Here is a 14,101-nt window from a genome sequence, read left to right as displayed (position 1 = left end):
GATGGTATCCATGCTGTGCACCCAATACCACTACAGAATATGAAATCATCCAAGTTCGAATGGCCGAGCTCCTCCACAGCCTTCAAGAAACAATTCATTATAATGCCGAGCCCACAACCGGCGCAGAATGTAGTCGGTAAGGCCCCTTCACGTAGATACTTTCTAGCAAAATGTTTTAAACTCATCTTAACACCTCGAATATCTTCGAAAGGATTTCTTGTGGCGTTATCGGTAGGCCACCAATCTTACTCAATAAAACTACTTTAGCAATTCCTCCGACGATCCTTTCAACCTCCAATGAAAGTTGCCCTAGACTCATTTCAGGCACTATTATTACCTTTGTCCTCTCGGCCAAAGCCCTGATCTCCCTTTCTGGAGGGGGCCATAAGGTCTTTAACCTTACGTGGCCCACTGTAATACCTCTCTCTTTTGCATAATCGGATGCTTCGTAGACACTCCTTGATGTACCTCCATAAGAGACTATACCTACATCTGCATCATCCAGGTTCTGAACTTCTACCCTCTTGATCTTCTCAGCATTCAATAGAATCTTATCTACCAAACGCCTTACCAGACGGTCATGCACGATATGATCTAGGGTCCTTCTGTAGCCATATTCATCGTGAGTCGAGCCCGTTACAAGGATATTAAAATCGTCACCGAGCGAAGCCATCGGCGGTACGAGTGCGCCTCCAAAGGGCGGCTCACTTTTATCCTTTAACTTTCTTCTATTTACTATGTTAACTTCAGAAGGTACCTTTACACCCTCTTGCATATGTGCTACAAATTCATCCGAAAGTACTATAACGGGTGTACGGTACTCCTCAGCCAAGTTAAAGGCATCTATAGTTAGATCGAACATTTCTTGAGGAGAATTCGGGGCTAAGACTATCAGCATTTGATCACCATGCCTGCCCCATCTCGCTTGCATAAAGTCACCCTGGGCACAACGTGTCGCCTGGCCCGTGGCCGGACCTGCCCTCTGCACATTCACAATTACACAAGGGGTTTCGGTCATTATCGCGTAACCTATCCCTTCTTGCATAAGGTTGAATCCGGGCCCACTCGTAGCGGTCATGGCCTTCGCTCCAGCCCAGGCCGCTCCTATCACAGCGTTGATCGCTGCTATTTCATCCTCCATCTGAAGGAATACTCCACCCACTTCCGGCATTCGTAGGGCCAATCTGTCCAAAATTTCGGATTGTGGTGTTATAGGATATCCAGCGAAGAATCTACAACCAGCGACCAATGCACCCTCTGCACAGGCTACATTACCTTCCCAAAAATGAACATTCTTCAATTTTTCGAAGAATATTCGCTCAATTGTCCTATTTATCTTTATACTGATTAAAATCATTACTCTTAATAAGGAATCTTTATATAATATTTTTACGAAAAATAACCTATGCCGATAGATTTCTCATTTACCGAAGAACAAGAGTTGATAAGAAAGGCTGTCAGAGAGTGGTGTGAGAAGAATCTGACGTTGGAGAAAGTTAGAGAGATGGATACTAAAGGTGAAATTCCCAGAGAAATCTGGAAGGGTCTGGCAGAGCTCGGCGTTTTACTTCCAACAGTCCCTAAAGAGCATGGTGGTGCCGGTGTCGATTGGGTCACCCACTGCATAATCGGTGAGGAGATCGGCTATGCCGATATAACCATCGCCACCGCTGCAGCCTTCATCGTAGTTGAAGGTGCCTGGGGCTTCAGCATCGATAAATACTGCTCTGAAGAAGTGAGAGAAAAGTACGTTAAACCAGCCATTAGAGGTGAGAAATTCTTAGGTATAGCGACTACGGAGCCTGGTGGAGGATCGGATGTAGCAGCCTTCAAAACTACAGCCAAAAAGAGTGGTAATGAATGGATCATAAATGGTGAAAAGATGTACATCAGTGGGACTGAAGAATGTAAGAAGTATGGTGGGGGTTATTGGATTTTGGCTAGAACTTCACCAGCCCCGCCAGAAGCTCCCCATAAAGGTATGACCGCATTCTTCCTTCCCTTCGATGCACCGGGTGTTGAAATTACGAAGCGCTTCGACGATTGTGGCAGAATGGCCATATCCACGGGAGGTTTCAAGATGGAGGATGTAAGACTCCCCGATGAATATAGGCTTGGAGAGGAGGGTAAAGGATTCTACTATACGATGGAGGGCTTCGATAATGCCAGACTCATAATAGCTGCGAGTGCTGTAGGAGTGACTCAAAGGGTGTTGGAGATAGGGATCGATTATATCAAGCAGAGAAAGGCCTTCGGATGGCCCATTGGCAAGTTTGAAGGTATAAGCTTCGAGCTAGCAGATCTATGGACCGAGATGGAGGCTACTAGATCACTTGTGTATAGAACCGCTTGGATGAACGACTTAAAGTATAAAGAAGGGAAGTTCTCGGCAAGAGAAGTTGCTAAGTATATATCGATGTGTAAGTTAAAGGCTCCTCCACTAGCCCTTAAGGCTTGTGAAAAAGTAATGATATGGCACGGTGCCTACGGTTATACTAAAGAGTGTCCGGTAGAGATGGGGTGGAGGGGTGTCATGTCTTACTGCATAGGTGCAGAAGGTACTACCAATATTCAAAGGGTCGTACTTGTGAGAGAGTTACTCGGTCCAGATTACGTCGCTTATAAGAAGCTTAAAGAGTAAAAGCAACCTCTCCATTTTTTCTTTTAATCCTAAAGGAATTTTAGGAGAAGTGTAGTATGGAAATTGGATTATTTTCGATCTTCTACATAATAGGTATGGTAATCGGTTTATTGGGTGGAGGGGTTAAAGTTTGGACTTGGATCAGCAGCTCTTCAGGCCGTGAAGATCTTAAGATCATCGTTAGTATTATAAGATCGGTATCTTCGATTCTATTCAGCAGAAAGGTCCTCTCTATTATAAAGGGTCTATTTTTAGGCATCTTTACAAAGGCAAAGTTACGTTCATCAGATGTATTAAGTGGATCTTTTAAGGTAATATTCATCATTGCATATCTATCACTTATAGTTGCATACCACATTAAAGTTGAGCATATACCACAACTTAAAGGTACACCATCCTATATCCTATTCTTCATCGCACCATTTGCAGACTTCTACTTTCTGAGCACGGCTTCGATAGAATCGTTCACGTTCATCGATTCCCTTTATGGCTTTACCAGTAACCTTGTCGCTTTGATCGTAATCTCGTATGTACTCTTCATGCTATACAAAAGAGTGGCTGGGAAGATCCATTCAAAGGTGAGTATCGATGATTCCTTCTGCTACGCAGTTATACTGTTGTGGTTTACATCCAAACTTATAGCCGAAGCTTCGACGATCATCGCATTTAATGTCGACCCTTCGATCACCAAGTACTGGTTTGTAAGCCACTCTCTCTCCACTTTACTTAAACCCTTGCCCATTTCATGGTTGACCCTCCATTACGTGCTCTGGCCCCTTTCAGGCCTATCCTTAGGTATCTTGATCGCCTCCATACCCTTTACTAAACTCTGGCATATCATCACTGGATCCATCCAGATCCTGAGGAGGTATAGCTTTGTAGATGAACCGATCGGCTTCGGGAAGAAGATCTCAACACCCTTTGACCTTCGTAAGCTCTTGGAGACGGGTAGTTTCGAGGTTAAGATCGGTATCAAGAGTATCAAGGATATGAACTGGAGGCAGAGGATGAATGTAGAGCCTTGTGTCAGGTGTGGAAGGTGCCAGGATGCATGCCCGGCTTATGCAGCGGGTAGAGATCTATCCCCCATGGAGGTCGTTTTGAACTTAAAGAGCAGCTTGAAATTGATCTTTATATCAGATTTCCTTAACTCTACGAAGGTCCTCTTATCACCTCTATCAAAGTGGGGCAATGTGAAGAAATTTATCTCAAACCTTTCTGAACGGAGTGAAAGGATCCTCTTACTCGATGGAATCCTCAGAGATGAGACTGTATGGTCCTGCACCACGTGTGGGGCATGTGCAGCGGTATGCCCGGTCGATATCTACAACTTCGAACCACTCATCGAAAGGAGGAGGTTCTTGGTAAATGAGGGTAGGATCGATTCTACAAAGATGGATGTATTAAGAAACTTTGCTGAAAGGTTCAATCCTTACGGCATGCCCATCTCGGATAGAGATCTATGGATGAAGGGCCTCGATGTAAAGACTTTGAAGGAGAAACCGGATGCCGAATACCTCTACTGGGTAGGTTGCTCTTCATCTTACGATAAAAGGAATCAGAAGATCGCAAGATCAATGGTCAACATATTGAACAAGGCTAAAGTGGACTTCGCTGTACTCGGTTCGGAAGAGAGGTGTTGTGGAGATACGTTGAGGAGGATAGGTGATGAGGGCAGATTTCAGGAAATGGTCCTGACGAATATCGAAGTTCTAAAGGGTTATGGTGTGAAGAAGATAATCGTACACTGCCCCCACTGCTACAACACATTTAAAAATGAATATCGGGAGTTTGGTGGTGAATTCGAAGTTATCCACCATTCAGAATTCCTTCTCAACCTTCTAAAGACGGGGAGGATCAGATTGGTTAGGGGTATTGAGGAACACACTTTGTACCATGATCCATGTTACCTCGGCAGGTACAATGGGATATACGATGCTCCAAGGATTATCCTTCGAATGATACCGAAACTCACGGTTAAAGAGTTCGAGAGGCATGGTGTAAATAGCTTCTGTTGTGGTGGAGGAGGGGGGAATGTTTGGTATGAAGTTCCAGAGAAAGAGAAGATGAGTGTTTTAAGGATCAAAGAAGTAGAAAGGACCGATGCTAGTTTGATCTCTGTAGCTTGTCCCTACTGTATCTCGATGTTCGAAGATGCTGTAAAGACTAGGGGCTTGGAGGGGAGGCTTAAAATTAAGGATATTGCAGAAGTTTTAAATGAGGCGATCGAAGAATAGTATGGAGGGATTTTTATGAAGATGGTGGTATGTGCCAAATATGCTTTAGATGTGGCCGAGTTGAAGATAAGTTCAGGAAGGCCTGTATTGGAAGGTGCGCGTAGGAAGGTAAGCGATATAGATAAGAATGCTGTGGAAGCGGCGGTGAGTATTAAGGAGAAATACGGTGGAACTGTTAAAGTTGTGTGCTTCGGCCCGCCTACAGCAAAGGATGGGTTGAGAGAGCTTTTAGCTATGGGTGCCGATGAGGCATATTTAGTAGAGGACTCTTCGGAGGGGAGGTTCGATACAGCTGTAACCGTTGAAGTTCTGGCTTCATCGATTCGGAAGATGGATGGCTTCGATATGATCCTTTGTGGAGAAGCGACGATCGATGGCTATACGGGCCAAGTCGGCCCCAGATTGGCCGAAAGGCTCAAGATACCACAGCTCACCTATGTAAGAAGTATTGTTAGGATTGAAGGAAATTATGTGATAGTTGAAAGGGACTTGGAAGATGTATATCAAACGGTTAGAGCACCGATGCCCGTTTTACTCACGGTAACACGTGAGATAAACACGCCGAGGATCCCAAGCGTGATGGCGATCCTAAAGGCTTCAAAGAAGCCCCTTACAGTATGGAAACTTGAGGATGTGGGTTTATCGAAGGATAGGCTCGAGCAGACCTTACCTCTTCGCACCTTAGAACTTAAGGGATTTACAGTTGAGAGGAAGAGAATAATAATCAAAGATAAGCCCGTGGATGAAGCCGTTCAAGAACTTATATCTTACCTATTAAAAGAAAAGGTACTGGGTGTGTGATAGAATGAAGGAAGGTTACAGAGGTATAGTGAGTTACTCTGAGGATAGAGAAACGCTCTTTGAGTTGATCAGCAAGGGTAGAGAGTTGGCAGATAGGCTTCAGACGGATGTCTCAGCGATCCTATTGGGTGAAAGGGTCGAAGTCATAGCTGATGAATTGGCCAGTTATGGTGCCGACAAAATCTATATAATAGAAGATCCCCAGCTTAAGAATCTTGTTGCAGAAGTCTGTACCGATGCCCTAAGTGCGGCCATAAACCAGATAAAGCCTGAGATCGTCCTTATAGGTGCTACAAAGAGGGGTAAGGAATTGGCCCCGAGACTCGCCGAAAGGCTCGGAACGGGATGTGTATCGGAATGTGTAGATTTGGAGGTCGATGTGGAGAAGAGGGATTTGATTATGAAGCGTGTAGTATTCGGCGGTAAGGTTACTTCCGTACATTCTATCGTTAAGAGACCCATCATAGCTACCATCATACCTAGGATCTTTGAGGAGAAGAAGGTCGAGGGGCGTAAGGCCCAGACCATCACCATGAAGGTCGAAACTTCGCCCTCCAAGATTGAGGTACTGGAGGTTAAGAGTAAAGAATTTGTAGGTGGTAAGAGGCTCGAGGAGGCATCGGTCATAATCTGTGGCGGGCGTGGATTAAGGCAGAAAGAAGATTTTGAGTTACTGGAGAAGTTGGCTGAGGTCCTCAAGGGTCAGGTTGGATGTACTCGGCCCATCGCTGCAGATAGAGGTTGGTTCCCAGAATGGATAGGTCTTTCGGGCAAGAAGATCAAACCGAATCTTTACATAACGGTAGGGATCTCAGGAGCTATACAGCACGTAGCTGGTGTGAGAGGTGCAAGGCTCATCGTGTCTATAAACAAGGATCCTGAAGCACCTATGTTCGCTGAATCGGATTACGGGATCGTAGGAGACCTTTATAAAGTGGTTCCAGCCCTGACCGAAAGTCTCAAGAAGATCCTTAAGTAAGTCTCTACTCATCTGAGGGTATCAATTGGCACATCGATTGGTGAATGGAGATAATGAAGATATTGAAGATAATATATGGAACAAAACACACTACTCATAAAGGAAAATTTATTTATTAATTTGTTAACAATCATAGTGTAAGGAGTTACTCGAAACATGCCCAGTAATGAAGTTTCACTGAAGGATTGAAGGCCTTAAGAGAGATAAGAATGGAGAAGGCGAGAAGGGCGTTTACTGTTCATCTCATGGTTTATATAATTGTTAACATCATGCTCATCACCATCAATCTAATGTATACACCTGAAACAATTTGGTTCTTCTATCCCTTATTGGGATGGGGTATAGGGATTGCCATCCATTATTATGCAGGAGTCGTCCACCTTCCTAAAGAATTGGAAGAGGAAGAAGCGTTAGCCGAAAGACGAGCGAGAAAGTAGAGGTTTAAACCTATCTTCGGTCGAGATACATTTGGGGAATACTTCTTAAGATCCATGGCATCTTGCCATTTCACATACTTACCTACTCACCTACACATTCTAATCTACTATCATGGTTATTGGTAATTATTGGTAACCAACACGCCTACGATCTATTTATCTGCTTTTTATCATCTACATCAATTCACAACATATCCTACAATTATCTACATCGACTTCCGGTTCGAGCCTTTTATGAAGGTGGCAAAGGATCTTATTACGCTTGATATAGCGAACCGCATCGTTGAAGGCATATATGATGGTGCGCCGATCTGTACCTTCTAAAAGTTTTTCTACGATGTATGATGTTGCAACCTTGATACCTTCAGAATCTTCCAATCCAAAGGTCAACCCCCTCACATTTCGTATATAGTTACTTATTGCTGCCTGTGTCAATCCGAGTATCTTCGCTACCTGTTGCTGGGTCATACGTTGCTCGGTCATCAATCGCTTTGCTACAGTAGCTCTTAGTATTGGAAGCATTATACGTGTCTCCACTTCTGCGGGCAATAACACCATTTCGATAAAAAATAACATCGTTATAATAAATAAGTTTTACTGTATAGAAGGCCTAATGGTGTCACAATGAAGTCTTTGATTCCTTAATAATTACACCCATTCAATAGACAATGAACAATAGATCATAGACCGTCTAACCTTCCCTTATATTAGCTCTACAAGCCCTGATAGATAGTAGAAGAATGGTGTACTCAAGAGGAATAAGAGACCTTTGGAAGTAAAAGGTCTGTTAATATGCTACGCTAAGCAGTTTATCGTATAGGAAATGTTAAACTCTTAGGAAGTTCATCCTGTATGCCATAGGAAGCGCTTTCATAACGTTCGGGGAATCTTTCTAAATCTGAGAGGAAGATAGAGGTTTGAAATATTCGAAGCTTAAAATATTTCATTGCTTCTCAACCAAATGGTTGCCTTAAATCAATAACTACATTTATCGAAGCTTCTGTAGCCATGTAAGAGGTAATAACTTGTTTCCAACCGGCTCAAAAAGGTTAATAAATAGTTAAGATTAACAATCTATCGTGTGGATTCCATCCTGGCTCGGTGAGTGTTATTCAAAGCTTTACTTAAAGTTTAAGCTCAATCTATTCACATTTAATGAGGCTAAAGAGTTTTTATCATGGGATGATAATAAGTTATCCGTAGCCTTTAGTAAACTCCATTCTAAGAGATTTTTATTAATTTTCAGTCGTAAAAAGCCTAGGCTCTATAGACTTTTAGATCCTAACAATATGATCTTTTTAGCCTCAGGATCTGTCAAGAATTTCGATAAAATCATCTTAGAGAGTCATTTAAAACTTATATTGGATTGTCTACGTGAAGTCCTTAATGTTATAGATTTAGAATCCTTTGCTGTATATGGTTCTGTAGCTCGAGGTACAGCATCCAATATTAGTGATGTAGATATTCTCTTAATATCTGATTCATTCCGTGGTAGCTTAGCGTTGAGAATAGAAGAGTTATGTAAAGTTGAATATTTAATGAGGGATGAATTAAAGTGGCTTAGAGATCGTAACATTTATACGAGTTTGAGCTTTTATCCCCTAAGAAAGGATGAGGCTGAAAGGTTGCCATTATTATTTTTAGATATGGTGGAGGATTCTGTAATACTTTACGATAAAGATCGATTCTTAGAAGGTCTATTACTAAATTTACACGCAAAGCTCTTAAAGGTCGGTGCAAAAAGATTATTTATCAATAGAGATCGTTGGTATTGGGATTTAAAGCCTGATTATAAATTGGGAGAAGTGGTTGAAGTTATTTAAAATTGCTAACTCATACCTTCGTCAGGCGGAAGCCCGATTGAATGATGCAAAGGATGCGCTCTTAGAAGGGAATTATCCGTACGCTGTGAGATTGAGCCAAGAATGTGTAGAGTTATCATTGAAAGCAACTTTAAAGATTGTAGGGATTGAGTATCCGAAAGTTCACGATGTTTCCGATATTCTTCTTGAGGTTAAAGAAAGGTTCCCAGAATGGTTTAAGGTTGAGTTGGATTTTCTATGTTACTCATCAAAAGTCTTGGCTAAGAAGAGAGAGTTGAGCTTTTATGGAGGTGAAGAGGCATTGCTATCGCCAGATGAAGTAATAGATAAGAAAGATGCCGAAGATGCTGTATCGAGGGCGGAGCGTACATACCGATTATGTAAAAGATTGAGTGAAGAGATTAAGATAAAAAAAGATTAGTATTTTAGTATTTTAGTAACACTTCAGAGATTTTAACGATTAATAAACCACTCTGCCCTTCATCACTCCTACGGATACAACTTCTTCCGATAGTAACCTTGGCTCATATAAAGGGCTCCTAAGGGATTGTGCGCTAGGATTCTATCCTTTACAGCCAATGGTGTTACGTAAGCTTTTGAATATTTGATGAAGAGTATATCATGCCCAATACAGAGCCCCAGCATTATATTAAGCTCTGTACCTTCTCTATTGAGCACTTCTGCCTGCATGATCGGATTGCAAATGACACTACTGGCAGAAGGATAGCTTTCATAACCCACTTCATTGCGAGTTGGAGCACCTGCCATACAAGCTATCGAAACTACTTCGAACCCATTCTTCTCTAATATATCTACGAGAATCCTTGCCTCATCCCTTAAGCCTACGCAGAAGGCCAGGCCGAGCTTCTTATAACCCATCCTCTTACTGAATTCGATGAGCTCCTTGATTCGGCACCACTTATAATCCCCATCTTTATCTCTGCCATCCCTTAACACATCTTCACACGCTCGGTTGATCATTTTATTCTCATCCCCACCCATCCAACCCTCCCTTATCGTTTCCCTTCTCACATCTGCGTAATTTTCATGTGGACAAAATGCTGGATAATCGACGTTCATTTCAGGGTTGCGACATTTGTACACTCCACACTTTGCACACATCGGTGTAATATCCTTTGAAACTTTCATAATGTCAACTAACAAGGCCAATTATTTAAATACTTTACCATTGTCATCGATTAAGATCGATTAAGATGGATTAAGATGATCCCGCTTTTAGATGTCTAATGAGAAAATAAGATTTGTTGATATCTATTGAACGGGCTCTACAACCAAAACCTTATCTTCCACACCTACCACTCTTACCTTTGTACCCGACTTTATCGGGATCTTTGACTTCGCCTTCCAATATTCACCTTCGACTATAACGTAACCTATCGTAGTCGGCCCAAGATCGTCGATAGCCCTCCCTTCACCCTTTGGATAAGGTTCGAACACACCCTTTCTCTTCCTCACTTCTATGATCTTATAGAGTATGAATGCGAAGAATATACCAAAAGCAGATATAACCAGCGCGACCGTCTTTATGAAGATATCTACATACGTGGGAGCTATGAGCGATGGAAGGGCTGGTTGGGTGATCATCAACGCCATTCCGATACCTAATGTAATTATACCTCCTAAGCCTATGATCCCAAACCCTGGGGTATAGATCTCGAATAAGAGTAATGCTGCACCGATCGCCATCAATGCGATAGCTGTAAGATTCACATTCAATCCTTGGCCTACGAGGCCCAACAGTAAAAGGATTACTCCTAGAACCTCCGCCCCCCATCCCGGCGATGAAAGCCCCAAGATCAGTGCAAGGAATCCAACACCTATCAGGATGCTGGAGATTATAGGGTCTGATAGTACCTTTAGAATCTGAACTCTTATACTCGGATCATAAACTTCTACACGTGCATTCTTGGTATCTAAAACCTTCTCACCCTTCAACGTACGCACCTTCATCCCATCCGCCTTATTTAATAGATCTTCGATCGTCCCAGCTACCAACTCGATGACATTCCTATTCAGGGCCTCTTCTGGCGATAAATTATCATTGTGGGTGATGAAGCGCTTGGCCTGAGTAATGTTTCTACCGTGAAGTTGGGCGAGCACTTCGATCTTCTTTACATATGCATTGATGATCTTGGTATCGTTGATCGGTGTTGTGCCCATGACCGGTTGTGATGAGCCTATAGTCGTGTATGGCGCCATAGCTGCGAGATCTGTAGCCATCAGGATAAAGACACCCGCCGATAGAGCCTTCCTACCAGCAGGGTATACGAATCCGATTACAGGTACTGGTGAGGCCTGTATATGCTCGATGATCTTATCCATCGAGTCTGCAGCCCCTCCATACGTATCTAATGTGATGATGATAGCGGTGAAACTCGGTCTAGAGCTAACGTAATGAATTGCAGATTCTACATGCTCCGCCACTGCTGGCGATATAAAATCTTTTACTTCCACCAATAAAACACGTTTTTCTATACTAAACGCTGGCTGAATTATAACTAACGCTAAGAATAGCAATGGGTATAGTAATAATATGCATATACGAGTTTTTTCACTTAGTCTTCTGTTGAGCAATTTCACGAACGATTCCCAACAATGTGCCGAGTGATGTCCCTCCGCCTTCTGTAACGACTATCAAGTTCTTTTCACGTGAAATCTCGGTCCAGGTCTGTAATTCTCTTAACCTCATCGCCGATGGGTTCTGCGCATAGAAGACGGCCGCTTCAGCCATCTTCTCCGCCGCTAAACGTTCACCCTCAGCCATTATGATTCTACTCCTCTTCTCCCTCTCTGCCTCGGCCTGCTTCGCTATGGCCCTCTGCATCTCTTCAGGGAGTACAGCATCCTTAAGGGCTACCGCCGTGACCTTAACCCCCCAAGCCTCTGTAACTTCATCCAATATCGTCTGAATTCTTTTATTCAATTCATCACGTTTTGAAAGTAGATCATCGAACTCCACCTGCCCTATCACATCTCTCAACGTCGTCTGTGATAGTAGACTTGCGGCTGCAATATAATCCATCACCTTCACCACCGCACTTATAGGATCGGCTACTCTAAAGTATACTACCGCATCGACATCTACCGAAACGTTATCTCGAGTGATGATCCTCTGCTTAGGGACGTCCATGGTGATCAATCTGAGATCTACAAACTTTACCCTATCGATGAATGGTATAACGAATTGAAGACCAGGGCCTTTTGCACCCATGAGCCTCCCCATCCTGAATACCACGATCCTCTCGTATTCTTTGACGATCTTGATCGACATCGGTAGTATGATCGATAGAATTATGATGATGAGGATGGCTAATGGTAGTATAGTACCCAGTTGAAGTCCAAGCGATGTAAATGATTCGAACATCCTAATACATATCACGATTCACTTGGATATATACACTTTGTTACATGTTGTTATATGATTTAATGGGGTTGAGAAGATCAAATCATTATGGAGCTACATCAAAGCTTTAGCCAACTTTACAGCCAAAATCGGATGCTTCAGTAATTTGAGCGCTACACGGCCAAGGTTCAGACCATTTGCCAGATCGAGTACATCTTGATCATCGAGGATCTCTTGAAGCAGATTCAATTCATCATCGCTCAGCTTCTCGACAGCCCTCATAGCCTTCAAGCTCCTCTTTATTCTCATGCCCCAAGGATCTTCATACTTTATATTGAACTCCATCAACCTCTTTTGGGAAGTATCGCCTTCAGCTACAGCCTTTGCTGCCACTTCACCAGCTACGAGCCCTGCAGCGATCGATGAATGAATCCCTGCACCTGTGAAGGGAATAACGTGCCCAGCCGCATCGCCTACGATTATCGCACCATCCACAACATTCTGCCCGATCATCCCGCCTATCGGCACAATTGCGCCTCGATAATCGATGATCTGTGCATTCTTCAACTCCTTTTCATGCATCTTTACAAATCTATCCAAGTACGTCTTTGCAACACCCCTTCTTACACCTATACCAACTCCCGCGATATGGTCATCCTTAGGAAAGATCCACGCGTAACCACCCGGTGCAACTTCATTACCGAGATAAAACCTCGCAGAATTTGGATAATCCAGATTACAATTCACCATCACATACTGCAACGTAAATATAGGCTCCGACCTTTCTATAATACCAAGGCTTCTTGCGACTGTAGAATTATAACCATCGGCTCCAATCACAACCTTTGAGGAATACTCGCCACGATTCGTCTTTACGAGCATCGTGGAGTCCTTTCTAACGACCCCTTGAACCTCCTCTCCAACACGTATATGGGCACCAGCTTCAGCAGCCTGTGCAGCGATATACTGAATGAACATCGACTTATTTATCGAAAAGCCCAGCTCTCTGATCTCTATAAAATTCATATTTGGAGCATAGACCATCGCATTCACCTTACGGAGTACGATATTCGGCTTAGGGGGTACACCTGCAGTAGTGAATGTAGCCTGACTCGTCGCTTCACCACACGGTTTATTCGATGCGATCGTGGGGTACTTCTCGATCAGTAAAGTCTTAACTCCATGCTTTGCGGCACTCTTTGCGGCAGATACTCCGGCAGGCCCCCCTCCCACTACGATAACATCGTAATAACTTAATGCCATTTCAAAGATTCACATAGCTATCGATCATATATTGCTATCGGTAAAATATCAAAAAGATAGAGATAGATAGAGATAAATAAAGATAAAATGGGTGCATGCCTTCCTTTTTGCATAGAGATGATTACATAATCACGATAAGGATCAAGCACTAACTTCTGTTAGATAATCGCTGTATCAAATAAATCGAACTCTATGGAAATACCCTCTTCAAAAGATTCCCATACTTATCGAGGAGTATACATTCGATCAACTTCAATCTGGCATCATCGACCGTAATGCGGTAAGATTCATTCACATTCAAACATTTTGGAGGCTCACCTCTAAAGGTGGCATACCTAACCCTTCCAGCATAATTTAGTATCACTCGTGTGATATTCTTGGCAGAATCCTTTTCAATCTTTACGATGCGACCACGGACTCTCTTCATCTTTAAAACCTCCTAAGGTTAAAGTATCGACAAAACTTTATTGGAATGGCCACTTGAGTTTTAACAGGGATACCATTGCCAACTAATTATCCAGTCGGATAATTAAGTAAGAACCCAAATAGCGGAGGT

15 protein-coding genes are annotated in these 14,101 nt (G+C 42.9%); 7 read left to right on the top strand and 8 right to left on the bottom strand.

All coding sequences use genetic code 11. The features are described 5' to 3' along the window. Both NZ896_04645 and NZ896_04640 read right to left on the bottom strand, forming a co-directional pair. The coding region (locus NZ896_04645; protein MCS7116743.1) for a hypothetical protein at nucleotides 1–185 on the bottom strand (185 nt) is incomplete at its 3' end. Next, nucleotides 182–1,300 (bottom strand): 2-oxoacid:acceptor oxidoreductase subunit alpha, encoded by a 1,119-nt coding sequence (locus NZ896_04640; protein ID MCS7116742.1) that lies wholly within the window; start codon nucleotides 1,298–1,300, stop codon nucleotides 182–184. The genes NZ896_04645 and NZ896_04640, both read right to left, overlap by 4 nt. Nucleotides 1,301–1,405: 105 nt before the next feature. Here NZ896_04640 and NZ896_04635 point away from each other — a divergent pair, with 105 nt between their 5' ends. From NZ896_04635 to NZ896_04615, 5 genes are all read left to right on the top strand, one after another. Further along, entirely contained in the window at nucleotides 1,406–2,641 is a 1,236-nt protein-coding gene (locus tag NZ896_04635) for an acyl-CoA/acyl-ACP dehydrogenase (protein MCS7116741.1), read from the top strand. 56 nt (nucleotides 2,642–2,697) lie between these two features. Next, a complete protein-coding gene (locus tag NZ896_04630; protein MCS7116740.1) occupies nucleotides 2,698–4,878 on the top strand; it encodes a (Fe-S)-binding protein in 2,181 nt (726 codons plus the stop codon). Nucleotides 4,879–4,893: 15 nt separating this feature from the next. Next, nucleotides 4,894–5,679, top strand: coding sequence for an electron transfer flavoprotein subunit beta/FixA family protein (locus NZ896_04625; protein ID MCS7116739.1), 786 nt, complete (start codon nucleotides 4,894–4,896; stop codon nucleotides 5,677–5,679). Between the two features lie 4 nt (nucleotides 5,680–5,683). Continuing rightward, entirely contained in the window at nucleotides 5,684–6,658 is a 975-nt protein-coding gene (locus tag NZ896_04620) for an electron transfer flavoprotein subunit alpha/FixB family protein (protein MCS7116738.1), read from the top strand. 185 nt (nucleotides 6,659–6,843) lie between these two features. After that, nucleotides 6,844–7,095 carry a 2TM domain-containing protein gene (locus NZ896_04615; GenBank protein MCS7116737.1) on the top strand — a complete coding sequence of 84 codons (252 nt, stop codon included), beginning with the start codon at nucleotides 6,844–6,846 and terminating at the stop codon, nucleotides 7,093–7,095. Nucleotides 7,096–7,269: 174 nt separating this feature from the next. Here the strand turns inward: NZ896_04615 and NZ896_04610 are convergent, their stop codons facing one another. After that, the gene (locus NZ896_04610) at nucleotides 7,270–7,644 is read right to left on the bottom strand and encodes a helix-turn-helix domain-containing protein (GenBank protein ID MCS7116736.1); all 375 of its coding nucleotides are present in this window, start codon (nucleotides 7,642–7,644) and stop codon (nucleotides 7,270–7,272) included. A 530-nt stretch (nucleotides 7,645–8,174) separates the two neighbouring features. Here NZ896_04610 and NZ896_04605 point away from each other — a divergent pair. Next, nucleotides 8,175–8,918 (top strand): nucleotidyltransferase domain-containing protein, encoded by a 744-nt coding sequence (locus NZ896_04605; GenBank protein ID MCS7116735.1) that lies wholly within the window; start codon nucleotides 8,175–8,177, stop codon nucleotides 8,916–8,918. Then, the gene (locus NZ896_04600) at nucleotides 8,905–9,339 is read left to right on the top strand and encodes a HEPN domain-containing protein (GenBank protein MCS7116734.1); all 435 of its coding nucleotides are present in this window, start codon (nucleotides 8,905–8,907) and stop codon (nucleotides 9,337–9,339) included. Before NZ896_04605 ends, NZ896_04600 begins: the two co-directional genes overlap by 14 nt. A 68-nt stretch (nucleotides 9,340–9,407) precedes the next feature. On the opposite strand, the gene NZ896_04595 is transcribed toward NZ896_04600, so the two are convergent. The 5 genes from NZ896_04595 to NZ896_04575 all read right to left on the bottom strand — a co-directional run bounded on the left by NZ896_04595 (nucleotide 9,408) and on the right by NZ896_04575 (nucleotide 13,972). Beyond that, the gene (locus NZ896_04595; protein MCS7116733.1) at nucleotides 9,408–10,067 is read right to left on the bottom strand and encodes a DUF1847 domain-containing protein; all 660 of its coding nucleotides are present in this window, start codon (nucleotides 10,065–10,067) and stop codon (nucleotides 9,408–9,410) included. A gap of 123 nt (nucleotides 10,068–10,190) precedes the next feature. Beyond that, a complete protein-coding gene (locus NZ896_04590; protein MCS7116732.1) occupies nucleotides 10,191–11,393 on the bottom strand; it encodes a nodulation protein NfeD in 1,203 nt (400 codons plus the stop codon). A gap of 97 nt (nucleotides 11,394–11,490) precedes the next feature. Beyond that, nucleotides 11,491–12,303, bottom strand: a complete 813-nt coding sequence (locus NZ896_04585; GenBank protein ID MCS7116731.1) for a slipin family protein — start codon at nucleotides 12,301–12,303, stop codon at nucleotides 11,491–11,493. A gap of 93 nt (nucleotides 12,304–12,396) precedes the next feature. Beyond that, entirely contained in the window at nucleotides 12,397–13,545 is a 1,149-nt protein-coding gene (locus NZ896_04580) for an NAD(P)/FAD-dependent oxidoreductase (protein MCS7116730.1), read from the bottom strand. Between the two features lie 190 nt (nucleotides 13,546–13,735). Next, the gene (locus NZ896_04575; protein ID MCS7116729.1) at nucleotides 13,736–13,972 is read right to left on the bottom strand and encodes a hypothetical protein; all 237 of its coding nucleotides are present in this window, start codon (nucleotides 13,970–13,972) and stop codon (nucleotides 13,736–13,738) included. Nucleotides 13,973–14,101 lie beyond the last annotated feature (129 nt).

It is taken from the genome of Nitrososphaerales archaeon (assembly GCA_025058425.1).
Taxonomy (GTDB): domain Archaea; phylum Thermoproteota; class Nitrososphaeria; order Nitrososphaerales; family JANXEG01; genus JANXEG01.
The sequence above is the reverse complement of the archived record's forward strand: the minus strand, read 5'-3'. Positions and strand labels throughout refer to the sequence as shown.

Coding starts and splice junctions, on each gene's coding strand:
- NZ896_04575 (MCS7116729.1), bottom strand. CDS start 13,972: ATGAAGAGAGTCCGTGGTCGCATCGTAAAGATTGAAAAGGATTCTGCC.
- NZ896_04630 (MCS7116740.1), top strand. CDS start 2,698: ATGGAAATTGGATTATTTTCGATCTTCTACATAATAGGTATGGTAATC.
- NZ896_04595 (MCS7116733.1), bottom strand. CDS start 10,067: ATGAAAGTTTCAAAGGATATTACACCGATGTGTGCAAAGTGTGGAGTG.
- NZ896_04635 (MCS7116741.1), top strand. CDS start 1,406: ATGCCGATAGATTTCTCATTTACCGAAGAACAAGAGTTGATAAGAAAG.
- NZ896_04580 (MCS7116730.1), bottom strand. CDS start 13,545: ATGGCATTAAGTTATTACGATGTTATCGTAGTGGGAGGGGGGCCTGCC.
- NZ896_04620 (MCS7116738.1), top strand. CDS start 5,684: ATGAAGGAAGGTTACAGAGGTATAGTGAGTTACTCTGAGGATAGAGAA.
- NZ896_04585 (MCS7116731.1), bottom strand. CDS start 12,303: ATGTTCGAATCATTTACATCGCTTGGACTTCAACTGGGTACTATACTA.
- NZ896_04625 (MCS7116739.1), top strand. CDS start 4,894: ATGAAGATGGTGGTATGTGCCAAATATGCTTTAGATGTGGCCGAGTTG.